General features: G+C 68.5%; 20 protein-coding genes. 13 read left to right on the forward strand and 7 right to left on the reverse strand.

Going from position 1 to position 22,069, the window contains the following annotated elements:
• Positions 1-16 precede the first annotated feature (16 nt).
• A complete protein-coding gene (locus tag ACLARN_RS07325; RefSeq protein WP_409490525.1) occupies positions 17-394 on the forward strand; it encodes a pyridoxamine 5'-phosphate oxidase family protein in 378 nt (125 codons plus the stop codon).
• Positions 395-432: 38 nt separating this feature from the next.
• Positions 433-630: a hypothetical protein gene (locus tag ACLARN_RS07330; protein WP_409490526.1), complete on the forward strand. Its 198-nt coding sequence runs from the start codon at positions 433-435 to the stop codon at positions 628-630.
• Here ACLARN_RS07330 and ACLARN_RS07335 read toward each other — a convergent pair.
• The 3 genes from ACLARN_RS07335 to ACLARN_RS07345 form a co-directional block, all read right to left on the reverse strand.
• Positions 587-2,473: an acyl-CoA dehydrogenase gene (locus ACLARN_RS07335; protein ID WP_409490527.1), complete on the reverse strand. Its 1,887-nt coding sequence runs from the start codon at positions 2,471-2,473 to the stop codon at positions 587-589. The two genes, ACLARN_RS07330 and ACLARN_RS07335, sit on opposite strands and share 44 nt — an antisense overlap.
• 65 nt (positions 2,474-2,538) lie before the next feature.
• The gene (locus ACLARN_RS07340; protein WP_409490528.1) at positions 2,539-3,912 is read right to left on the reverse strand and encodes a glycoside hydrolase family 28 protein; all 1,374 of its coding nucleotides are present in this window, start codon (positions 3,910-3,912) and stop codon (positions 2,539-2,541) included.
• A 68-nt stretch (positions 3,913-3,980) separates the two neighbouring features.
• Positions 3,981-4,541: a hypothetical protein gene (locus ACLARN_RS07345; RefSeq protein ID WP_409490729.1), complete on the reverse strand. Its 561-nt coding sequence runs from the start codon at positions 4,539-4,541 to the stop codon at positions 3,981-3,983.
• A 182-nt stretch (positions 4,542-4,723) separates the two neighbouring features.
• Between ACLARN_RS07345 and ACLARN_RS07350 the strand changes: the two genes are divergently transcribed.
• Positions 4,724-5,248 (forward strand): hypothetical protein, encoded by a 525-nt coding sequence (locus tag ACLARN_RS07350; protein ID WP_409490529.1) that lies wholly within the window; start codon positions 4,724-4,726, stop codon positions 5,246-5,248.
• Between the two features lie 81 nt (positions 5,249-5,329).
• On the opposite strand, the gene ACLARN_RS07355 is transcribed toward ACLARN_RS07350, so the two are convergent.
• Positions 5,330-7,336, reverse strand: a complete 2,007-nt coding sequence (locus ACLARN_RS07355) for a thioredoxin domain-containing protein (protein WP_409490530.1) — start codon at positions 7,334-7,336, stop codon at positions 5,330-5,332.
• A 63-nt stretch (positions 7,337-7,399) separates the two neighbouring features.
• On the opposite strand from ACLARN_RS07355, the gene ACLARN_RS07360 reads away from it, so the two are divergent.
• Entirely contained in the window at positions 7,400-8,767 is a 1,368-nt protein-coding gene (locus tag ACLARN_RS07360; protein ID WP_409490531.1) for a 3' terminal RNA ribose 2'-O-methyltransferase Hen1, read from the forward strand.
• Complete coding sequence (locus tag ACLARN_RS07365) at positions 8,764-11,256, forward strand: polynucleotide kinase-phosphatase (RefSeq protein ID WP_409490532.1); 2,493 nt, start codon at positions 8,764-8,766, stop codon at positions 11,254-11,256. Before ACLARN_RS07360 ends, ACLARN_RS07365 begins: the two co-directional genes overlap by 4 nt.
• A 71-nt stretch (positions 11,257-11,327) precedes the next feature.
• On the opposite strand, the gene ACLARN_RS07370 is transcribed toward ACLARN_RS07365, so the two are convergent.
• Entirely contained in the window at positions 11,328-11,654 is a 327-nt protein-coding gene (locus ACLARN_RS07370; protein ID WP_409490533.1) for a hypothetical protein, read from the reverse strand.
• Complete coding sequence (mca, locus tag ACLARN_RS07375) at positions 11,655-12,548, reverse strand: mycothiol conjugate amidase Mca (RefSeq protein WP_409490534.1); 894 nt, start codon at positions 12,546-12,548, stop codon at positions 11,655-11,657.
• Between the two features lie 145 nt (positions 12,549-12,693).
• Here mca and ACLARN_RS07380 point away from each other — a divergent pair, with 145 nt between their 5' ends.
• The 3 genes from ACLARN_RS07380 to ACLARN_RS07390 all read left to right on the forward strand — a co-directional run bounded on the left by ACLARN_RS07380 (position 12,694) and on the right by ACLARN_RS07390 (position 14,733).
• Complete coding sequence (locus tag ACLARN_RS07380) at positions 12,694-13,149, forward strand: DUF4307 domain-containing protein (RefSeq protein WP_409490535.1); 456 nt, start codon at positions 12,694-12,696, stop codon at positions 13,147-13,149.
• A gap of 200 nt (positions 13,150-13,349) precedes the next feature.
• A complete protein-coding gene (greA, locus tag ACLARN_RS07385; RefSeq protein WP_364039515.1) occupies positions 13,350-13,850 on the forward strand; it encodes a transcription elongation factor GreA in 501 nt (166 codons plus the stop codon).
• A gap of 79 nt (positions 13,851-13,929) precedes the next feature.
• A complete protein-coding gene (locus tag ACLARN_RS07390; RefSeq protein ID WP_409490536.1) occupies positions 13,930-14,733 on the forward strand; it encodes an MBL fold metallo-hydrolase in 804 nt (267 codons plus the stop codon).
• On the opposite strand, the gene ACLARN_RS07395 is transcribed toward ACLARN_RS07390, so the two are convergent.
• Positions 14,730-15,203, reverse strand: coding sequence for an Lrp/AsnC family transcriptional regulator (locus tag ACLARN_RS07395; RefSeq protein WP_409490537.1), 474 nt, complete (start codon positions 15,201-15,203; stop codon positions 14,730-14,732). The genes ACLARN_RS07390 and ACLARN_RS07395 overlap by 4 nt on opposite strands.
• A 122-nt stretch (positions 15,204-15,325) precedes the next feature.
• Between ACLARN_RS07395 and hppD the strand changes: the two genes are divergently transcribed.
• From hppD to ACLARN_RS07420, 5 genes are all read left to right on the forward strand, one after another.
• On the forward strand, positions 15,326-16,525 hold the full coding sequence (hppD, locus tag ACLARN_RS07400; protein ID WP_409490538.1) for a 4-hydroxyphenylpyruvate dioxygenase: 1,200 nt from the start codon (positions 15,326-15,328) through the stop codon (positions 16,523-16,525).
• A gap of 199 nt (positions 16,526-16,724) precedes the next feature.
• Entirely contained in the window at positions 16,725-17,279 is a 555-nt protein-coding gene (locus ACLARN_RS07405; protein WP_409490539.1) for a YbaB/EbfC family nucleoid-associated protein, read from the forward strand.
• Positions 17,280-17,311: 32 nt separating this feature from the next.
• The gene (locus ACLARN_RS07410; RefSeq protein WP_409490540.1) at positions 17,312-17,626 is read left to right on the forward strand and encodes a type VII secretion target; all 315 of its coding nucleotides are present in this window, start codon (positions 17,312-17,314) and stop codon (positions 17,624-17,626) included.
• Positions 17,626-21,573 (forward strand): hypothetical protein, encoded by a 3,948-nt coding sequence (locus tag ACLARN_RS07415; protein WP_409490541.1) that lies wholly within the window; start codon positions 17,626-17,628, stop codon positions 21,571-21,573. The genes ACLARN_RS07410 and ACLARN_RS07415 overlap by 1 nt, the downstream gene beginning before the upstream one ends.
• Positions 21,570-22,010: a hypothetical protein gene (locus ACLARN_RS07420; RefSeq protein WP_409490542.1), complete on the forward strand. Its 441-nt coding sequence runs from the start codon at positions 21,570-21,572 to the stop codon at positions 22,008-22,010. Before ACLARN_RS07415 ends, ACLARN_RS07420 begins: the two co-directional genes overlap by 4 nt.
• Positions 22,011-22,069: the final 59 nt, after the last annotated feature.

The following is a 22,069-nucleotide window of genomic DNA, read 5'->3' on the forward strand; positions in this document are numbered from 1 at the left end:
GGCCAAGATCGTCACCATGACCAAGAACGCACCTCCCCGCCCGCTCGACGACGCCGCCCTCAGCGACTTCCTTGCCGAGCACACCTTCGGCGCCCTCGCGACCCTCAAGCGCGACGGCCGCCCGCACCTCTCCACCGTCGTCTACGACTGGAATCCCGAGACCCGCGAGATCCGGATCAGCACGACCGAAGACCGTCTCAAGGTCAAGCAGATCCGCAACAATCCGCACGCGTCCCTGTACGTCTCCAGCGCCGATCACTGGAAATTCGCGGTCGTGGAAGGAGAAGCGGAACTCTCCGAAGTCGTTCGGACACCGGAGGACCCGGGCGAGCGCAGGCTTTTCATCACCCTCAAAACCGGGAAACTCTATGGAACGGCGCTCGACATCGCTTAACGCACGCACTTGGAAAAGGCCAGGTGAGGAGACGCCCGATGTGGGAAAGCGGAGGGAGTGGCCGATCCTCCAACCCTCGCTACGGCGTCCGGTTCTTCGACCTGCCGATCATCGTGTTCTGTTCGGCACTCGCCGTGCTCGACGCCGAACGAGCCGCGCTGCCCCGCGAAGTCAAGGCGTTGCGGGCCGTCGTCAGTCCCGCAGCATCGGAGCCGCGAGGTACTGCTCGGGGATAGCGAAGGCGTCCACGAGCGTCCGCGCGTGCGGGCGCAGGTCGGCGCACAGCGCGTTCACCGCGGCGGTGACGGCCTTCGAGCGCCCGGAGGTCAGGCGCCCGTGTTCGAGGAACCAGCCCCGATCCGCCTCGATGTTCGCGAGCGCGTAGAGGTCGCAGACCCGCTCCAGCAACTCACGGGCCTCCGCGTCGGCACACCGCTCGATGGCGTCGATGAACGCCTCCAGCACCACCCGATCGACGTGCACGCGCCCGGCACGCAGCACGTGGTCCTGGGCGTCATTGAAGACACCGAAGGGATCCGAACCTGCCTTACGCAGACGCTGCGCGACTCCGCCGAGTACGTGCTCTTCGCGGTCTTCGAACAGCTTCAGATGCCACTCACGCGAGTACAGCACGTCGCTGTCGTCGGCGTCGGTGAGCCGCTCGACGACCTTGCGCGCGGACGTCCGTTCGATCACGGCCTCGACGAACTGTTCCGCCACGAACCGCGCGGTCGCGAGCGGGCTCAGGTCTTCGAATTGCTCCTTGTAGCTGGTCAGCAGGCCCTTCGCGACCAGCTGAAGCAGCACGGTGTTGTCGCCCTCGAAGGTGGTGAAGACATCTGTATCGGCTTTCAGCCCGGCGAGCAGGTTCTCCGAGAGGTACCCGGAGCCGCCGCACGCCTCGCGAGCGGTCTGGATGGTCGCCGTCGCGTGCCAGGTCGAGACGGCCTTGATCCCGGCCGCCCGCGATTCCAGCTCGCGCTGCTCCTCCTCCGGCGCGTCCTCCGCGATGTCGTGAAGCTTCGCGACTAGCGCTTCCTGCGCGAAGTGCAGCGCGTACGACGTCGCCAGCGCGGGTAGCAGTTTCCGCTGGTGGGCGCGGTAATCGAGGATCACGACCTCCTCACCCTCCGGCCGCGCGAACTGCCGCCGCTGCTCGCCGTACCGGACGGCCAGCGCGAGCGCGCGCTTCGTCGCGCTGCCGGCGCTTCCCGCGACGCTGACCCGGCCGCGGATGAGCGTGCCGAGCATGGTGAAGAACCGGCGGCCGTCGCTTTCGATCGGGCTCGTGTACGTCCCGTCCTCGGTGACATCACCGAACCGGTTGAGCAGCGCCTCGCGCGGAACCCTCACCTGGGTGAAAGTGAGCCGCCCGTTGTCGACGCCGTTGAGACCCGCCTTGCGCCCGCAATCCTCGATCTCGACGCCACTCACGTTCTCACCGCGGATCGGCACCACGAAGGCGTGCACACCACGCGACTCGCCGCCGGTGATCAGCTGCGCGAACACGACCGCGAGTTCGCCGTCGCGGGCGGCGTTGCCAATGTACTCCTTCATCGCGCCACGATCCGGCGTGTGCACGACGAACTCGCGGGTGTCCGGGTCGTAGGTCGCGGTGGTCCGCAGGTGCTGGACGTCCGAGCCGTGGCCGTGCTCCGTCATCGCGAAGCAGCCCAGCAGGTCCAGGTCCTTGATCTTGCGCAGGTAGCGCTCGTGGTGGCGCTCGGTGCCGAGCAGCTGCACGGCGCCGCCGAACAAACCCCATTGGACCCCGGCCTTGACCATCAGCGAGAGGTCGCCGAAGCCCAGCATCTCGAACGACATCACCGAGCCGCCGACGTCGCCGCCACCGCCATACGCCGGGTCGAAACCGAGCCCCGGCCGGTCGGTGCGGGCCAGCAGGCGAAGCCATTCGAGAACCTGTGCGCGGTGCGCTTCGACGTCGAGATCGACGGGGTCCTTGAAGCTCTCGGCCGCCATCTGCGCGCGCACCGCGCGACGCAGCTCCGCCCACCGTCCATCGAGGACGGTGGTCAGCGCGTCCGGGTCGATCTTCGCGGGAAGTCCTGGTGTGTCCACGATTCCTCCGATGCGGTGCGGTCTTCGCCAAGACTGCCGCACCGCATCGGGAAGCGCAGCACGAATCAGACCGGTTCCCCGTTGATCGTGGTGTTCTCGAATCGCAGGTCATCGACGTGTTTCAGGGTGTTCTCCGTGTTCGCGACGCCGTCGAAGCGGCAATCACTCACCCGCAGGCCACGGACGTGTGAGTTGGGCAACCCTCGGACGTTGAACGCCGCTTGCCCGCATTTCGAACCGGACGAGTTGCTGACGGTGAACGGGCCGAACCGAGGGACGTACGCGCCGGTTTGGCCGTTGTAATCCGGCAGGACGTACACGACCGAGCGGACGAATGTGCCCGAGACGCTGTCGAGGTTGACGTTCTCGGTGAACCCACCACGTAAGGTGTTCGACTTGACGTACAGCCCGTATTTCGTCTCGCCGGTGACGGTGAGCTTGTGCGCGTAGACGTTGCGGATGCCACCGGTCTGCTCACTGCCGCAGGTGATCGCGCCCCAGTTGCCGTCCATCACGCAGTCGGCGACGACGATGTTCTGACAAGGCACGCCGACTCGGCGTCCGTCGGCGTCCCGGCCCGACTTGAGCGCGATGTTGTCGTCGTGCGCGCCGAGGTGGGAGTTCACGATCACGACGTGGTCGCAGGACTCGGGATCGCAGGCGTCGGTGTTGGAGTGGGCGGTGCTCGCGTCCGTGCGGACGCCGTCGATCGTGACGTTCCGGCACAGCGTGGGGTGCAGTTGCCAGAACAGCGGGTTCTTCAGCGTGACACCCTGGATGAGCACGGTGTCGCACGCGTACGGCTCGACGAACGTGGACCGCATGGCGTGCCCGGAGCCGGGCACGATCCGTTTCTCCGGCGGGATTCCCTTGGCCACCAGCGATTCCAGGTACTCGCGGTCCTTGCCTTTGTTCCACGAGGACGTACCAGCCGCGTCGAGTGTGCCCCGACCGGTCACCGCGATGTTGGATTCCTTGTACGCGTAGATCATCGGCGACCGGTTGACGCACTCGATGCCCTCGTAGCGGGTGAGCACGTTCGGGAACTTCGAGGCGTCGGAGCCGAACTTGAGCACCGCGCCCGCGGCGAGGTGCAGGTCCACGTCGCTCTTGAGATACACGGCGCCGGTGACGAAGGAGCCCTTCGGCACGACGACGTGCCCGCCGCCGCGCGCGTTGGCCGTCTCGATCGCCTTCTTGATCGCGAGGGTGTTGTCGGTCTTGCCGTCGCCCTTGGCGCCGAAATCGAGCACGGAGAACGTTCGGTCCGGGAAGACCGGGAGTTTCGTCCGCGCGACGATGTCGTTGGCCGCGGGCCAGGGAAGAACGGGGACCGAGACCGTGAGCCGGGCCGCCGAGGCGGTGGGCGCGAGCAAGGGGCTCGCCGCCACCGCCAGGCCGCCCGCGATCAGCCGCCGCCGGGTGATTCTGCCGTCCATGACGCCTTCTTTCGCAAGAGGACTTCTTCAAGACGGCGGAAACCCGACTCTAGGGCCGGACCGCGGCTTCAGGAAAGGTCCGGTCCCTGTGAGCGGAGATCGTCGACCTTGGTCATCGCCTCCCGGAGCTCGGCGAGCCAGGTGTCCGCGTGCTCCCCGACCAGCCGGACCGCCCACGCCAGCGCCTCCGACCGCGACCGCGCGACGCCGGCGTCCACGAGGGTGTCGAGGACCAGGCGTTCCGGCTGCCGCAGCCTGGTCATGACCGGTGCCGAATGCGTGGTGAACAGGTGCCGCGTACCGCCGAGGCTCGCGCCCCAGGCGACCTTGCGCTGATACCGGTGCTCGGCCTGGCGCGCGATCTCGATCCGCTCGTCGCGGGTCTCCTCACGGAACCGGCTGATCCGGCCGTCCTCGGCCGCCGCACGGGCGGCGTCGTCGGCGTACTCGCCGGTGAGCGGCTGGAGTTCGCCGACGATGACGATCTCCTCGCGATCCACCGTGACCTCGGGATCCCCGGTGAACCAGCCCTCCGGGAGCCGTCCGCCGAACCACGCGCCCGCGTCGTCCGCCGACGGGATCTCCGCCTGCTGCCAGCCACCCCGGCCTTTCCAGCCACCGCGTCCCATATGTCTCGCCGTCCTGAAGTAGATGTGCATGCTCGCCTCCGCGATTACATGATTACAACGCTACCGACGCTACGCGCGCAACGGCCAGGATTCAGTCGTGTTCTCCTCCGGCGTAATCCGGGGCAACCTGATGACCTGCGCGGACGTGTCCCCTTCAGCAGTCGAAGGGGAAGGGGAACCTCATGCTGAAGAAGGCCCTGATCGGCGCTCTCATGCTCGGAGCGGCCCAGCTCGCCGTGGTCGCGCCGGCGGCGGCGGAGGCCAAGGACGTGTCCTGGTTCTTGCATCCGACCGAAGTCGAACCCGGCGGGCAGATCTACGCCGAGACGAAGGCCGCGATGGGCGGCTGCGGACCGGCGACCCCGGTGACATCGCCGGGGTTCGCGGCACCGCTCCAGTGGACGATCGGCGGCAACTGGGGGAAGGCCGCCGGCTACGGCAAGGTCGGCAAGACGCCGGGCAAGTACACGGCGACGTTCACCTGCTCGGACGGCACGAAGACCTCCCGCGCTTTCACCATCGTCGGAACGCCGACGACCACGAAGCCACCGACGACCACGAAACCGCCGACGTCCTCGAAGCCTGCGAAGCCACCGAAGTCGACGGCGGCCAAGCCGAAGACACCGCAGGTCGCGGTGAAGCCGGCGGGGGCGCCTCAGACCGGCGGTGGCGCCTTCGGCCTGAGCCCTATGGCGTGGGACTGGTGAGCTGAGACCACGCGATGAGGAAACGCGCAATGAAGGACGCTTTCATAGCAAATTTTGCTATGAAAGCGTCCTTCATTGCGCTCAGCCGAGCTGGGAACGCAGCTCCTCAGCGGTGGTGACCGGGCGTTCGCACACGTAGCCACGGCACACGTACGCGGCGGCCGCTCCGCCGACCAGCGGTCGGTCGGCGAGCAGCGGCACGCCGTCCGCGTCCGGAATCCCGCTCACGACGACGGCGCCATCCGGCAGCGACGCGACGGCCGCGGCCAGCAGCTCCTCGCGCGAAGCGGCGTCCGGTCCGACCACGGCGACCTGGACCGGTCCCGCGGCGGCGGCTTCGGCGACCGAAAGCCAGTGCCCGGCGAACCGCGGCGCGCGCGAGGCGAGCAGCCCCGAGCGGGACAGCGCCTGCTCGGCCGCCTCGCGGTAGCGGCCGACCTGGTCGTGCCCGGCCAGCACGGACGCGGTCAGCAACGCGTTCGCCAGCGCCGAAGCCCCCGACGGGCTCGCGTTGTCGGTCGGGTCGGAAGGCCGCTGCACCAGTACTTCCGCGTCGTCGGCCGTGTCGTAGTAAGCGCCAGGCGAGTCCGGAATGCCGAAGTGAGCCAGGGCGAGGTCCAGCAGCGTGATCGCGTCGGCGAGCCACCGCGGCTCTCCTGTCGCCTGGTGGAGTTCGAGCAGCCCTTCGGCGAGGCACGAGTAGTCTTCCAGCACCCCGGCGGTCGTGCCGACGACACCGTCGCGCGACGTCCGGCGCAGCCGTCCGGCCACGAAATGGTTGTCCATCAGGAAAGCCGCCGCACGTGCCGCCGCCTCGATCCACTGTGGACGGTCTAGCCAGGCGCCCGCCTTGGCGAGCGCGCCGATCGCGAGCCCGTTCCAGGCGGCGATGACCTTGTCGTCACGAGCGGGCTGAGGACGTGTGTCGCGGGTGGCCAGCAGCGCCCGGCGGACCCGTTCGTAGCGTTCACCATCCGAGGGATGCGGTTCACGCAGCCGCAGCGTCGACGCGCCGTGCTCGAAGTTGCCCCGCTCGCTCACCTGGAACAGCTCTGCCGCCCACGCGCCGTCCTCTTCACCGAGCACCTCGACGAGCTGCGCGGGCGTCCAAACATAGGTGAGCCCCTCGACGCCGTCGGTGTCCGCGTCGAGCGAAGCGGCGAACCCGCCTTCGGCCGTCCCGAGGTCGCGCAGCAGGAATTCCGCGGTCTCCTCGACCGTCCGGCGCGCGTACTCGTGCCCGGTCACGCCATGGAACTGAGCGTAGAAACGCAAGAGCAACCCGTTGTCGTACAACATCTTTTCGAAGTGCGGCACTTCCCAGCGCGCGTCGACCGAGTAGCGCGCGAACCCGCCCGCGAGCTGGTCATTGAGGCCGCCCAGCGCCATCGCCTCGGCCGTGTGCTCGACCGGGCCGAGATCGGATCCGGTGCGCTCATGGTGACGAAGCAGGAAGTTCAACGCCATCGTCGGCGGGAACTTCGGCGCTCCCCCGAATCCGCCGGTCTCGGCGTCGTACTCCTTGCGCAGCGAGGAGACCGCGACGTCCAGCGCGGCACCGTCCACAACGGACTCCGGCAGCGGGCCGCTCTTTTCCGTGAGGTGAGCGATGATCTGCTGGGCGCCCGAGCGCAGTTCCTCCGGGCGCTCACCCCAGGCTTCGGCGACCGCGACCAGCAGTTGCGAGAACGACGGCATCCCGGGCCGAGGCGACGGCGGGTAGTAAGTGCCGCAATGGAACGGCTCACCCTCCGGCGTCAGGAAACAGGTCATCGGCCAGCCGCCCTGACCGGTCATCGCCTGCGTGGCCGCCATGTACACCGAGTCGATGTCCGGGCGCTCCTCGCGATCCACCTTGATGTTGACGAAGTTCGCGTTCATCAGCGTCGCGGTGGCTTCGTCCTCGAAGGACTCGTGCGCCATGACATGGCACCAGTGGCAGGCCGCGTAGCCGACCGAAAGCAGGATCGGCACGTTCCGCCGTTTCGCCTCGGCCAGCGCTTCTTCACCCCATGGCCACCAGTCCACCGGGTTCTCGGCGTGCTGGAGCAGGTACGGGCTGGTCGCGGCCTTCAGGCGATTCGACATGCCACCAGGGTCGCACGCGGAAAAGCGGGCGCGCGGAACCGCCGTCTGCGCGACACTCATCCGGTGCTCCTGACCATGACGACCAGCCGTAACCCCGCCACCGACCTGGGCTTTCTCCTGCACAAGCATCCGGAGAAGGCACAGTCGTTCACGCTCTCGGCCGGGGCGGCGCACGTGTTCTATCCCGAAGCGACCGAAGAGCGCTGCACGGTCGCGCTGCTGGTCGAGATCGACCCGGTCGACCTCGTGCGCGGCGGCGGGACGTCGTTGACCCAGTACGTCAACGACCGGCCGTACGCGGGCGGCTCGTATCTCGCGGTGGCGCTGCGGGCGGTCTTCACCACGGCGCTGGCCGGGCGGTGCGCGAACCGGCCGGAACTGGTCGACGAGCGCTTCCCGCTGGAGATCCGCGTGCCTTCGCTGACCGCGCGCGGCGGCGCCGAGGTCGTCCACAAGCTGTTCGAACCCCTCGGCTGGCAGGTCGAGGCCAAGGCCATCCCGCTCGATCCCGAGTTCCCGCGGTGGGGCGATTCCCGCTACGTCGACCTCCGGCTGACCGGGACCCAGCGCGTCGTCGACGCGTTGCGGCACCTGTACGTCCTGCTGCCCGCTCTCGACGGCGACAAGCACTACTGGATCGGCCAGGACGAGGCCGACAAGTTGCTGCGCGTCGGCGAGGGCTGGCTCGCGGAGCATCCGGAACGGGAGCTGATCACCAACCGGTACCTCGAACGACGCCGTCCGATCGTCTCGTACGCGCTCGCGCGGCTGGCCGAGGCGGACGACGTACCGGCCGAGGCCGAAGCGCGCGTCACCGAACTGCCGGACCGGCCCGAACCGCTGGCCGTCCAACGCCACGGAAGCGTGCTCGCGGCACTCCGGGCGGCGGGCGCGCGGCGGGTGCTCGACCTCGGCTGCGGTAGTGGCGCGCTGCTGCGCGTGCTCCAGAAGGAGCCGTCGTTCACCGAGATCGTCGGTGTCGACGTGTCCGCGAGCGCGCTCGACATCGCAGACAAGCGGCTGAAGGACAAAACGCGGGTCACCCTGAAACAGTCCGCGCTGACCTACGCGGATCCGTCGCTGGCCGGATACGACGCGGCCGTGTTGATGGAGGTGATCGAGCACGTCGACGAGGAGCGCCTGCCCGCGCTGGAGCACGCCGTGTTCGGTGTCGCCGCGCCGCGGACCGTGCTCGTCACGACGCCGAACGCCGAGTACAACCGGCACTTCGAATTCCTCGACCAGCGCCGGTTCCGGCACGCCGACCACCGTTTCGAATGGACCCGCGAGCAGTTCCGCTCGTGGGCCGAGGGTGTCGCCGCACGGCGCGGCTACGACGTCCGCCACCTACCGGTGGGACAGGAGTCCCAGGAATCAGGACCGCCGACCCAAATGGCGGTCTTCACGTCTCGAAAGGAGGCCGTGGCATGAAACTGACCATTCCCGACATGTCCCTCGTCGTGCTCGTCGGGGCCTCCGGCTCCGGCAAGTCGACCTTCGCGCGGACGCATTTCGCGCCGACTCAGGTGCTGTCCAGCGACTACTTCCGCGGTCTGGTGGCCGACGACGAGAACGACCAGAGCGCGTCGGCCGCCGCATTCGACGTGCTCCACTACGTCGCGGCGAAGCGGCTCGAAGCGGGCCGGATCACGGTGATCGACGCGACGAACGTCCAACGCGCTTCCCGGGCGAGCCTGCTGAAGCTGGCGAAGGAGTACGACGTCCTGCCGACGGCGATCGTGCTGGACCTGCCGGTGAAGATCTGCCAGGCACGCAACGAGTCCCGGCCCGACCGCGACTTCGGCGAGCACGTCGTCCGGCGTCAGCGCGGCGAACTGCACCGCTCGCTCAAGTCGCTGGAACGCGAGGGTTTCCGCCGCGTGCATGTGTTGCGAAGCGAAGCCGAGGTCGCCGAAGCGGAGATCGTCGTCGAGCCGCTGCGCAACGACCTCCGCGAGCGGACCGGACCGTTCGACGTCATCGGTGACGTCCACGGCTGCCGCGAGGAACTGGACGAACTGCTCACCGAACTGGGCTACGTCGACGGCGTGCACCCGGAGGGGCGGACCGCGGTGTTCGTCGGCGACCTCGTCGACCGCGGACCCGACACACCGGGTGTGCTGCGCCGCGTGATGGCGATGGCCGAGGCGGGCAGCGCGCTGGTCGTCTGCGGGAACCACGAGCAGAAACTGGTCCGCGCGCTGAACGGGCGCAAGGTCAAGACGACGCACGGACTCGCGGAGTCGCTGGAACAGCTTTCCGCGCAGGACGAGGACTTCCGCGCGAAGGCGCACGCATTCTGCGAAGGACTCATCGCGCACTACGTCCTCGACGACGGCAAGCTGGTCGTCGCGCACGCGGGCCTGCCCGAGAAGTTCCACGGGCGCGCGTCCGGCCGGGTCCGGAGCACCGCGCTCTACGGCGACACCACCGGCGAGACCGACGAGTATGGCCTGCCGGTGCGGCTGCCGTGGGCACGCGACTACCGCGGGACCGCGACGGTCCTCTATGGACACACGCCGACGCTGGAGCCGGAGTGGATCAACGGGACCATGTGTCTCGACACGGGCTGTGTCTTCGGTGGCAAGCTGACCGCTTTGCGTTACCCGGAACGGGAAGTCGTCTCGGTGAAGGCGAAGAAGGTCTGGTACGAGCCGTCACGCCCGCTCGAACCGGAGCGGCCGCTGGGCGGGCGCGAGCCCGCGGTACTGGAACTGGGCGACGTCACCGGGAAGCGGATCGTCGAGACACGGCACCACGGCCGGGTCGGGGTTTCCGCCGAGCAGTCGGCGGCGGCCCTCGAGGTGATGAGCCGCTTCGCCGTCGATCCACGCTGGCTGCCGTACCTGCCGCCGACCATGGCGCCGTGTTCGACCTCCGCTTCCGACGACTACCTCGAACATCCCGAGGAGGCCTTCGCCGAGTTCCGCGCGGCGGGCGTCGACCACGTCGTGTGTGAAGAGAAGCACATGGGCTCCCGCGCCGTCGTACTCGTGTGCCGTGACGAGGACGTGGCTGCCGCGCGATTCGGGATCCAGGGTCCCGGCGCGGTCTACACCCGCACCGGGCGGCCGTTCTTCACTCCGGACCAGAACGCGCGACTGCTCGACGGCGTGCGGGAAGCGTCGTCGGAGCTGTTCGACGAACTGGACACCGGCTGGCTGCTGCTCGACACGGAGTTGCTGCCGTGGAGCGCGAAAGCGGGCTCGCTGATCACGGACCAGTACGCGGCCGTCGGCGCGGCCGCCCAGTCCGTGCTGCCCGCCGCCGTCGCCGCACTGGACGCGGCCGCCGCTCGCGGAGTGGACGTGTCGGAGCTTCTGGGGCGGACGCGGGTTCGTGAGTCCACTGTGGACGCTTACCGGCAGGCGTACCGGCGCTACTGCTGGCCGACCGACGGCCTCGACGGCGTCCGGCTGGCACCGTTCCAGGTACTGGCTTCGGAGGGACACGCGTACCACGACCGTCCGCACGATTGGCACCTCGCGCTGCTGGACCGGCTGACCGGCGACCTGTTCACCCGCACGCGGACCCTCGCCGTCGACACCACCGACCCGGCGTCGGTGGCGCGCGGCGTCGACTGGTGGCTGGACCTGACCGGCGCGGGCGGCGAGGGCATGGTCGTCAAACCGGCGGCGAACCTGACGCGGGGCGCGCGTGGCCTCGTGCAGCCGGGGGTGAAGGTGCGCGGACGGGAGTACCTGCGGATCATCTACGGGCCGGACTACACATTGCCGGAGAACCTCGTGCGGCTCCGCAAGCGCGGGCTGAACCGGAAGCGGGCGCTGGCGCTGCGCGAGTACGCGCTGGGGCTGGAGGCGCTGGAGCGGCTGGCGCGCGGGGAACCGCTGTGGCGGGTGCACGAGTGCGTGTTCGCGGTGCTGGCGCTGGAATCGGATCCGGTCGACCCGCGCCTCTGACCCGCTTCGGGGCTGTTATGAACGGACCTTTCATAACAAAACTTGTTATGAAAGGTCCGTTCATAACACGCTCAGTCGGACTTGGCGGTCGGCTTCTCCGTCTTCGCGACGGGCTCGGCGTCAGCCTCCGAAGCCGTAGGAGCCTCATCGGCGGACGCCTCCGAAGAAGCGGCAGGTTCGTCGAAGCTCTCCGGAAGCCGCTTCAGGTGTTTGGTCATCGACCGCACCAGCAGCGCGACGGCGACCAGGAACAGGATCAGGATCAGGAAACCTACCGGCGACGACTTGCCGAAGTCCTCGCCTTGGCCGCCGTTGTCGCCGTTGCCGGGCTGCTGTGCCAGGAACTGCGACGCCACCGTCACTGGAACGACGGCGAACGCCGGCACCACGAAACTCATCTAGCCCTCCTTCAAACCGGCGAACAGATCGTCCTCCGGCAGGGTGCTGTCCACCAGTGAGCGGACCAGCTCGTACTCCTCGGTCGGCCAGATCTCGCGCTGCAGGTCGCGCGGGACGGCGAACCAGCGGCTGGTCGGGTCGATTTGGGTGGCGTGCGCCTTCAGGGCCTCGTCGCGCTGCTCGAAGTAGTCGCCGCACTCGACACGAGTGGTCACCCGCTCCATGACGTCGGCCTTCTCCGGGTCCCACGACTTGAGCCACTCCTCGTACGGCGACTCCAGCCCGCGCGCGAGCAGGCCCTCGTGGAACACGGTCATCCTGGCGCGTGAGAACCCGTGCACGTAGTACAGCTTCAACGGCTGCCACGGCTCGCCCGCGTCCGGGTAGCGCTCCGCCTCGCCGGCGGCGTCGAAGGCCGCGACCGAGATCTCGTGCGTCCGGATGTGGTCGGGATGCGGGTACCCGCCGTTCTCGTCGTAGGTGACGATCACGTGCGGGCGGAACTCGCGGATGACCTTCACCAGCGCACCGGTCGACTCTTCGAGCGGGATGACCGCGAACGAGCCCTCCGGGACCGGGGGCAGCGGGTCGCCCTCGGGCAGGCCCGAGTCGACGAACCCGAGCCACACGTGGCTCACGCCGAGGATCTTGGCCGCGCGGGCCATCTCCTCCCGGCGGATGTCGGTCATGTTGGCCAGCACGTCGGGACGGTCCATGGCCGGGTTCAGCACACTGCCCGCCTCGCCGCCGGTACAGGTCACGACCATGACCTCGTGCCCTTCGGCGGCGTACCTGGCCATCGTGGCGGCGCCCTTGCTCGACTCGTCGTCAGGGTGCGCGTGCACCGCCATCAGGCGGAGGCGTGACTTCGGCGGTTCATCGGCTAGCACCATGCTCCGAACGTCCCCTTCTCGTTCCCTATTCCCCCACGACCCTGCCTGACGGCCCGCGCGACCGGGCGCGGATACTCGAGGGGGACCACTCGCATACGACTTCATTGTCCCTGCGAGCACGACGACACCAACCGGGAGGCCCGGGTTGAGCACGGGACAGGATGCTCCCACCGCGGAAAGCACCCGGACGGACCTGCTCGAGAGCCGGTACGGCAAGACCCGCGCCGCGCGGCCCGCCCGCTGGCGGCGGGTGGTGTACCTGGTGGTCGCGCTGCTGGTCAGCGGCGGCATCGCCTACGTGATGTACACGAACTTCGGCGGCGCCCCCATCGAGGGCGAACGCGTCTCATTCGACGAGAAGCCGGGCGACGCGATGGAGATCACGATCAACGTGACCAGGGACGACGTGAACCGTCCTGGGGTGTGCGTCGTCCGGGTCCGCGACAAGGCCGGGGCCGAAAGCGGGCGCAAAGAGGTCCTGATTCAGCCTGGTTCGAAGAACAGCAGGGTGACTACCACCATCAAGAGCATCGGAAAGCCGGTCACGGCTGATATCTTCGGATGCTCATACGACGTACCACGGTACCTGTCAAGGCCATAGCGGCCAACGGGGTGAAACGGGCGCCCAACGCCGAGGCGCGACCGAATTCGACCGGCGGCGATGCCTCGCGCCGTGTTACTCTGATCTACCGGCACGGCCCAAGACGGGCCGTGTTTTTCCTTTATCTCAGCCAGGCCGGCGCGCCATGCCGGTCTGGTGGCCGGCTTGTACACCCAAGCCTGGCAGGCCCCTACTAGGAGATGGTGACCGTGAGCGACACAAAGGTGACCTGGCTGACCCAGGATGCCTACGACAGGCTCAAGCAGGAACTCGACCACTACATCGAGCTCCGCCCGGTCATCGCTGCGAAGATCAACGACAGCCGGGAAGAGGGCGACCTCAAGGAGAACGGCGGCTACCACGCCGCCCGCGAAGAGCAGGGCCAGCACGAGGCCCGCATCCGCCACCTCCAGGAACTCCTCCGCGGGGCCAAAGTGGGCGAGCCGCCCGCCAACGACGGCAGCGCCGGACCGGGCAAGGTCCTCACCGTCCGCTACGACGGTGACGACGAAGACGAGAACTTCCTCTTGGCGACCCGCGAAGAGGGCACCGAGGGTGGCCTGGACGTCTACTCGCCGGAGTCCCCGCTCGGCAAGGCGCTGCTCGGCGCCAAAGAGGGCGAAACCCGTGAGTACGAGCTGCCCAACGGCAGCATCCAGAAGGTGACCCTCGTCAAGGCCGTGCCGTACACCGACAAGTGAGCTTCCGCGCGCCCGGCCCGATATGGCCGGGCGCGCATATGAGCCGTTAGCGTGACCTCCGGATCAATCTGGAGGGATCATGAGCGAGCTACCGATCTGCGTCGCCTGTGGCATGCAGTACGCGGAACCCCGGTCCGACTGTCCGATCTGCGAAGACGAACGTCAGTACATCCCGCAGGCCGGACAGCGGTGGACCGATCTGAACACCGTTCGCGCGAGCGGGACGTACACGGCTCGCGTCGAGGAGCAGGGACCCGGCCTCATCGGAGTCGGGTCCACACCCAACTTCGCCATCGGCGAGCGGGCACTGCTGGTCAAGGCCGAATCCGGCAACTTCCTGTGGGACTGCGCGGGCTTCATCGACGACGACCTCGTCGCGAAGGTCCGTGAACTCGGCGGGATCACCGGCATCGCGATCAGCCACCCGCACTACTACACCACCATGGTCGAGTGGGCCCACGCCTTCGACGCGCCCATCTACCTGCACGAGGGCGACCGGCAGTGGATCGGCAGGCCGGATCCGGCGATCAAGCTGTGGAGCGGAGTGTCCCTCGACGTCGCCCCCGACCTGCGGCTGATCAACCTCGGCGTGCATTTCGACGGCGGGACGGTGCTGCACTGGCCCGGCGGGGAGAACGGCCTCGGCGCGGTGCTCTCTGGCGACATCCTGCAGGTCATCCCGGACCGCCGGTTCGTCGGCATGATGTACAGCTACCCGAACCTGATCCCGGAGCGCCCGGAGATCGTCCGGCGCGCGGCCGAACTGCTCGAACCGTATGAGTTCGAGGCGATCTACGGCGCCTGGTGGGACGCGATCATCCGCACCGACGGGCACGAGGCCGTCCAGCGGTCGGCCGCGCGGTACCTGAATCAGGTGCGCTAGCTCCTCGCCAGTCGTTCCAGCAGCGGCCGTACGCGCGGCGGAACCGGCGTCGACAACGCGATCGACGTCGACGTCCGCCGCACGTACGGCGCGCCGACCACCTCGTCCACCACCCGCTGCAAGTCGTCGTTGTTGCGCGCCACCATCCGCACGAAGAGGTCGCCCTGACCTGTCGTCGCGTAGACCTCGCACACCTCGTCGATCGCCGACAGCGCCTCCGCGACCTCGGCCCGGCGACCCTGGGCGATCTCCAGGACGGCGAACGCGGTGAGGCCATATCCCATCGCCGCGAGGTCGAGTTCTGGCGGGAAACCGCCGAGGATCCCGCGTTCGGTCAGCCGGTCCAGCCGGGCCTGCACGGTGCCCCGAGCGACGCCGAGACGGCGCGCGCATTCGAGCACGCCGAGCCGCGGCGAGTCGGTGAGCAACAGCAGCAGCCGTGCGTCCAGCGCGTCGAGTACTTCCGACATCGCGCCTACCTCCTACACAGGTTGTCCACTATGACCGCGCCATCGCGGGCGTCACTGGGCATAGTGCGCAGCGAAATCTTTGACCATTGCGCATTTTGTCACGCGCTCGGATGCTTCATGGCATGACGCACACAGTGGAACCCCAGGGTGCTCTTGACGACGTGAGCTACGACCAGCTGCGTCAGCTCGTCGGGCTCGTCGACCACGACTCTTCGACCGACCCCTTCCCGGTGAAGTCGATGGACGCGGTGGTGTTCATCGCGGGCAACGCCACTCAGACCGCCTGGTTCTACCAGGTCGCGTTCGGTATGCAGCTCATCGCGTACTCCGGCCCCGAGACCGGGAACTTCGAACGCAAGTCGTTCGTGCTGAAGTCCGGCTCGGCCCGCTTCGTGATCACCGGTGGCGTCAAGCCGGACTCCCCGTTGCTGGACCACCACCGCCGCCACGGCGACGGCGTCATCGACCTCGCGCTCGAGGTCGCCGACGTCGACCGCTGCATCGACCACGCCCGCGCGCAGGGCGCCACCGTCCTCGAGGAGCCGCACGACGTCTCCGACGAGCACGGCACCGTGCGTATCGCCGCGATCGCGACCTACGGCGAGACCCGCCACACGCTGGTCGACCGGTCGAAGTACACCGGCGTCTACCTGCCGGGCTACGAGCCGCGCGAGAGCAAGATCGTCCGCCCCGAGGGCGCGCCGAAGCGGCTGTTCCAGGCCGTCGACCACTGTGTCGGCAACGTCGAACTCGGCAAGATGGACTACTGGGTCGACTGGTACCACCGCGTCATGGGCTTCGTGAACATGGCGGAGTTCGTCGGCGACGACATCGCGACCGAGTACTCGGCCCTGATGAGCAAGGTCGTCTCCAACGGCAACCACCGCGTCAAGTTCCCGCTCAACGAGCCGGCGATCGCGAAGAAGAAGTCGCAGATCGACGAGTACCTCGAGTTCTACGGCGGCGCGGGCTGCCAGCACATCGCGCTGGCCACCAACGACATCGTCGCGACGGTGAAGGCGATGCGCGCGGCGGGCGTCGAGTTCCTCGACACCCCGGACTCCTACTACGACGACCCGGAGCTGCGCGCGCGGATCGGCGAGGTCCGGGTGCCGATCGAGAAGCTCAAGGAGCACCGCATCCTGGTCGACCGTGACGAGGACGGCTACCTGCTGCAGATCTTCACCAAGCCGATCGGCGACCGCCCGACGGTGTTCTACGAGCTCATCGAGCGGCACGGTTCGCTCGGCTTCGGCAAGGGCAACTTCAAGGCCCTGTTCGAGGCCATCGAGCGCGAACAGGAACGCCGCGGCAACCTCTGACCCCGGCAGTTCGCAGGGCGTGAAAGGGCTCTTCATCGCACTTGTGTGGTGAAGGGCCCTTTCGCTGCGTGATGGTGCCGACTTTGTCGGCCGGGGGTGGTACACCGGACGAGCACTAAACTTCGAACACACCGGAACCGGTCGTGTCTTCGGATCGTCAGTGTGAATACGTCAGCATGCAGCTTGTGGAAGGGTCCCGATGCCGGACAACGTCGACGCCAGCGAACAGATGGTGGACAACTGGACGAAGCAGATCCAGGAGACCGCCGCGCGCTATCAGGCGATGGCCGCCCGCATGCAGGGGCAGACCGTGACGGAGCGGTCGAAGGACAACACCATCGAAGTGACGATCGATTCCAAGGGCCTGCTCACGAATCTCGTCATCTCCGAGGCCGCGAGCGGCAAGCGGATGGCCGAGGTCTCGTCGCAGGTCATGCGGCTCGTGCAGCTCGCGCAGTCACGGATCCCGGAACTGCTGCAGGCGGCGATGGCCGAGACGGTCGGCACTACCGACGAGACGGCGAGCCGCGTGATCGCGGAGGCCCAGAGCACCTTCCCGGAAGCACCGCCGGAGGAAGACCTCGCTCCGCCGGAGCCCGAGCGGCACCACCGCTTCGGCCCGGAGGACGAAGAGCCCCCGCCATCCGCGCAGGCGAACCCGCCCCAGAATCCACCTCAGCCGAAGCCGATCCCGCGGCGCCGCCGCACGCAGGACGACGACGATGACGACTTCGGCGGCAGCATCCTTTCTTGAACATTCATCCGGCCTGGTAGAGGGGAGAAACCATGGCAGGCAAGGGTTACGAGCTCGGCTCCGACCTCGACGCGCACGCCAGGCAGATCGACGGCGTCGCCGACGGTCTGCGCACGGCGGTCGACGCCGCGCAGCAGGTGAGCATGCCGACCGACGCGTACGGCATCATCTGCCAGCCGTTCCGGATGATGCTCGACCCGGTCGAGGAGTTCGGCATCAACGCGCTGAACAAGGCCGTCGAGGCAGCGACCGCGGTAGCGAACAACGTCCGATCGGCGTCCAACGCGTATCAGACGCAGGACGAGAACTTCGCCGCCGAATTCAAGAAGGCGCAGGTGCCTGACTGATGCCCGAGGGGAATCCGCTCGTCGCGAAGGCGCCGACGGACGGTGACGGCCCGGGGCCGCTGACGGCCGGGAACAGCGAATACGGTTACGCGGCGGGCATCGGCGTCGCCGAGTCGGCCATGGACGCCTTCAACGGCATCTCGAACGGCGACTGGGTGGGCGGCGGGCTCGGTGTGCTGAGCCTCGCGGGCGAGATCGCCAGCGCCGCGATCGACCCGTTCGGCTACCTGTTGTCGTCGGTGGCGTCGTTCCTGATGGAACACATGCAGCCGCTGAAGGACATGCTGGACGCGGTGGCCGGCGATCCGCCGGTGATCCAGTCGTACTCCGAGACCTGGGGCAACGTCGCCAAGAAACTGGAAGACACCCAGGTCGACCTGGCGAACAAGGTCAAGAACGGCACTTCCGGCTGGACCGGCGAGGCCGCCGACCAGTACCGCAAACAGGCCGCGGAGCAAGCGGAGGCGATCAGCGCGGCGGCGACGGTCGCGGGCGGGATCAGCACCGTCGTGATGATCTTCGGCGAGATCGTCGCGTTCGTCCGTGAGTTCATCCGCCAGCTGATCGCGGACGCCGTCGGCAAGCTCATCGCGTGGGTCATGGAGACGGTGTTCTCCCTCGGTTTCGGCACGCCGATCGTGGTCGCGCAGGCCGTCACCGCGATCGCCAAGTGGGCCGCGAAGATCGCCGACAAGCTCAAGGAACTGTGCGACGCGATGCGGCGGGTCTCGCCGCTGCTCGGCAAACTGGTCGACGTCTTCGAGAAGATCATCAAGATCTTCGGCAAGATCGCGGGCAAGATCACCGGGCTCGACGCGCTCAACCCCAAGAACATCAAGGCCGGCGGCTTCGTCCAGCGTGGTGGCCGCGGCGGCGGGTCCGGCGGCCCCGACGGTGGCGGCACAGGATCCGGGGACGGTAACGGTTCCGGCAGTGGCTCCGGCGACGGTTCGGGCGACGGCTCCTCCGGCTCGAACGGCTCCGACGGCGACTCGAGTGGTTCTGGTGACTCCGGCCGCTCCGGTGACGGCTCAAGTGACTCGGGCTCAAGTGACTCGGGCTCGGGCGACTCGGGCTCGAACGGCGATTCGCGCACCGGCGATTCCAGCGACACCCCGTCGAGCAGCACCACCCGCGGTGGCGACGGCGGCGGCTCACCGTCCACAAGAGACGGTGGCGGATCGCCGACCCGTTCGGACGGCGGATCTCCCGGCCGCACCGGCGATGGCGACTCACCGTCCACTTCGGACGGAAACCTCGGCAACACACCAGACGGCGGCGGCTCCCCCAGCACCGCCCGCACCGACACCTCGGCTCCGCACACCCGGTCCGACAGCGGATCCACTGGCGATTCCGGATCTCCGAACCGCGCGCCCGACGGCGGCTCGCCGAGTCCTGCCCGTACGGACAGTGGCGGTTCGCCGCAGACACGAACCGACACCGGCGGCTCGCCGAGCCACACCCCCGACGGGGGTTCCCCTGCGCCGCACACGCGGGCGGACACCGGCGGCTCGCCCAGCCACACGCCGGACAACGGCTCCCCGGCTCCTCACACTCGGGCCGACAGCGGTGGTTCGCCCAGCCACACACCCGACAGCGGCTCCCCGGCACCGCACACGCGGGCCGACAGCGGCGGGTCCCCCAGCCACACCGGCGACGGCGGCGGCTCGCCCCGGACGCACGGCGGTGACGGCGGCGGCTCGCCCACCCCGCGGTCCGACCCGTCGCCCGGCCACCAAGGCGGCGGCGACAGCCCCACCAGGCCGACCGACAGCGGCACGACGACCAGCGGCACCGCGCCCACCGCACCGCGTCTCGGCGACGCCGGACCCTCGCACGTCCCGTCGCAGCGCGGCGGCACCGGCGGCGACGGCTCTCCCGGCGTTCCGCCGCAGGGCCAGCCGGTCGCGGGCGGAATGTCGCCCCAAGGCGCTCCGGGTGGCACGCCCGGCGGCACCCCGGGTTCGCCCGGCGGGAGGCCGCAGGGCGGCGGTTGGACGGGTACGCCCGGCTCGCCGCGCACCCCGGACACGCACACCCCGCGCGGTCCCGACACCCACACCGGCCCCAGCCGCGGTCCCGGCCAGACCGGTCCCGGCGGGCGGCCGAACCAGCCGCATCAGCCGCAGCCCGTCGCCCGTGGCAACGACTTCGGCCCCGGCGCCCAGCCGCATACCGGCACACACGGCCCCGGCAACCGGCCCGGCGGCACGGGTCCCGGCAACACCGGCCCCGGCGGCCGCGGTCCCGGTGATCACTCCGGTCCGCCGCGTTCGCCGGACGGTCACGGTCCCGACGGGCACGGCCCGCGCCAGGACCCGCACAACTCCGACGGCTCACCGCACGACCGCGGCCCCAACGGCGAGCCGGACCGTCCGCTGACGCCGGACGAGGTCAATCAGCGGCATTCCGAAGGCACGCCCGCGGGTAGCTCGTATCACCGCGGCGACGCGGACATGGGCGACCTGCCGCACCGGGTCCAGCCGGACCCGGACGGCCGCTACACGGTCGACGTCCACGTCACGCCGGACGGGCACGCCCGCATCGGCAACCGCACGTACACCCCGGAGGAGTTCGCGGACATCCTGCGCCGCAACGGGGATTACGACGGCCGCCCGATCCGGCTGATCGGCTGCGACGCGGGCTCGAACGATTTCGCGCGCCGTCTGTCGCGGGAACTCGACACCGAGGTCATGGCGCCGAGCAAACCGGCGTGGACCGACTCGAACGGACGCGTCTTCTCGTCCGACTACGAGATCGGCCCCGACGGCCGTCCCCGCCCGAAGATCCCGCCGAACGGCGAATGGGACGTCCACAGCCCCGACGGCACCGCCCGCCGGGCGAGTGACGACGGCTTCACACCCGACACGTCGCACGCGGACAAGCAGGACGTGGACGCCGACAGCGCCCAAAGCCGCGGCGATGGGGACGACGCCGGCCACCCGCCCTACGACGACGTTCCGCGTCCCCGGACGATCAGCCGCGATTCGCCGGAGTTCAACGAGCGTTTCGCCACCTGGAACCGTGGGGACGACTCGGACTTCACGGGGCCTAGGGAACGTGTGGGCGGCGGGCACGATCCGATCGATTCGCCCAAGGTCATCGACGACGTCCATCCGCGCACCCGGAACAGCAAGCCGGATCCCGAAGGAGTTCCGCAGGCTCTGCGCGGTGAAAAACCGCTGGCGATGAACGCCGAGTACAAGGTGGAGTACAAGAACGGTGCCACCAGCAGGTTCTTCACCGACGACGCCGGCAAGGTGACGCACGTCGAGACGACGCTGCCGACCTCGAAGCCCTTCCACAACCCCGACCTGCGGTATCCGCTGCAGCCCAACACCCAGTATCGCGTCCCCAACTTCCACGACCCGAACAAGCACTGGACCTTCGAAGTCGGTGAAAACGGGAAGCCGAGCGCGATGACCGGCGACCCGGTCTTCAAGGGGAAAGACGACAACTTCCGCGACGACACGTCGCAGAACAGGTCGGGCAAAGAAGGTAAGGCGGCCTACCAGGATCACCCGGTATACAAGGACGAGTTCGCACACGTCGAATGGGCGGGCGGGCACTTCTCGGCGCACGAGATGGGTGGCCCCGGCGAATACGTCAACATGCACCCCCAGATGGCCGCTTCCAACAGCGGTCACTACAAAGACAGCTGGATCCATGACGCGTCCTGGCGGGCGCAAGAGGCCGAACTGGGCAAGTTCGACGCTGTGCCCGGCCAGAAGGTCGAGAACTATCAGGTCAGGATGGAAGGCGAAAGCAACGGCATTCCGGAGAACGTGGTCATGCGCTGGCAAGAGGTCGTGTACGCCGTCGACGGTCAGGGGAATCTTCTCCCCGGACCGGTCGAGGTGTCGCGAGTGACCAGACAACGCGACTTCCCGAATGATCCTTCCAAGGTCAATTACGGCCCGGACACCCATTACGGAGCGACCCCATGACGGACGAGCTGACCACCGGTATCGCGTCCGCGCTGACGGAGGCCGCGCCGGACGGCTGGGTGAAGGTCAGCCTCACCGTGTCCGCGACGGTGCTGGCCTACGACTACGCCACGGAAATCCGGCTGGCCGACGGGCGGAGCGGGGACATCGACCTGCCCGCCGAAGTACGGGGCGGGTTCCGCGAACTGCGGAACCGGATGTACGAACCAGGTCGCGGAACGTGGTTCTCGGCGACGCTCGTGCTGACGTCCGGTGTGGCACCCGAGTTCACGTTCAACTTCGACGAGGATCCGAAATGGTGGCCGCCCTTGCACCCGACCACCTTCACCCGCGACCTGGAAACGTTCCCGCGCGACGAGGAACACGTCCCGCCGTGGTTGCGGAATCTGGTTGCCCAAGGCACGCAACTGGAGCAGGAACGGGACGCACCGGCCTGAACCGGCACCCGTGCCATGATGGGTCATCGCTATTCCAGCGGTGACCACGAGGAGGATTT

This window comes from Amycolatopsis sp. cmx-11-12 (assembly GCF_046269425.1).
In the GTDB taxonomy this organism is placed as follows: domain Bacteria; phylum Actinomycetota; class Actinomycetes; order Mycobacteriales; family Pseudonocardiaceae; genus Amycolatopsis.

What these genes read in the sequence shown, in the direction of transcription:
- ACLARN_RS07420 (WP_409490542.1), top strand. Translation starts at nt 21,570, where the DNA reads ATGACGGACGAGCTGACCACCGGTATCGCGTCCGCGCTGACGGAGGCC.
- ACLARN_RS07365 (WP_409490532.1), top strand. Translation starts at nt 8,764, where the DNA reads ATGAAACTGACCATTCCCGACATGTCCCTCGTCGTGCTCGTCGGGGCC.
- mca (WP_409490534.1), bottom strand. Translation starts at nt 12,548, where the DNA reads ATGGTGCTAGCCGATGAACCGCCGAAGTCACGCCTCCGCCTGATGGCG.
- ACLARN_RS07345 (WP_409490729.1), bottom strand. Translation starts at nt 4,541, where the DNA reads ATGGGACGCGGTGGCTGGAAAGGCCGGGGTGGCTGGCAGCAGGCGGAG.
- ACLARN_RS07415 (WP_409490541.1), top strand. Translation starts at nt 17,626, where the DNA reads ATGCCCGAGGGGAATCCGCTCGTCGCGAAGGCGCCGACGGACGGTGAC.
- ACLARN_RS07340 (WP_409490528.1), bottom strand. Translation starts at nt 3,912, where the DNA reads ATGGACGGCAGAATCACCCGGCGGCGGCTGATCGCGGGCGGCCTGGCG.
- ACLARN_RS07325 (WP_409490525.1), top strand. Translation starts at nt 17, where the DNA reads ATGACCAAGAACGCACCTCCCCGCCCGCTCGACGACGCCGCCCTCAGC.
- ACLARN_RS07410 (WP_409490540.1), top strand. Translation starts at nt 17,312, where the DNA reads ATGGCAGGCAAGGGTTACGAGCTCGGCTCCGACCTCGACGCGCACGCC.
- ACLARN_RS07355 (WP_409490530.1), bottom strand. Translation starts at nt 7,336, where the DNA reads ATGTCGAATCGCCTGAAGGCCGCGACCAGCCCGTACCTGCTCCAGCAC.
- hppD (WP_409490538.1), top strand. Translation starts at nt 15,326, where the DNA reads ATGACGCACACAGTGGAACCCCAGGGTGCTCTTGACGACGTGAGCTAC.
- ACLARN_RS07395 (WP_409490537.1), bottom strand. Translation starts at nt 15,203, where the DNA reads ATGTCGGAAGTACTCGACGCGCTGGACGCACGGCTGCTGCTGTTGCTC.
- greA (WP_364039515.1), top strand. Translation starts at nt 13,350, where the DNA reads ATGGTGACCGTGAGCGACACAAAGGTGACCTGGCTGACCCAGGATGCC.
- ACLARN_RS07390 (WP_409490536.1), top strand. Translation starts at nt 13,930, where the DNA reads ATGAGCGAGCTACCGATCTGCGTCGCCTGTGGCATGCAGTACGCGGAA.
- ACLARN_RS07350 (WP_409490529.1), top strand. Translation starts at nt 4,724, where the DNA reads ATGCTGAAGAAGGCCCTGATCGGCGCTCTCATGCTCGGAGCGGCCCAG.
- ACLARN_RS07330 (WP_409490526.1), top strand. Translation starts at nt 433, where the DNA reads ATGTGGGAAAGCGGAGGGAGTGGCCGATCCTCCAACCCTCGCTACGGC.
- ACLARN_RS07405 (WP_409490539.1), top strand. Translation starts at nt 16,725, where the DNA reads ATGCCGGACAACGTCGACGCCAGCGAACAGATGGTGGACAACTGGACG.
- ACLARN_RS07370 (WP_409490533.1), bottom strand. Translation starts at nt 11,654, where the DNA reads ATGAGTTTCGTGGTGCCGGCGTTCGCCGTCGTTCCAGTGACGGTGGCG.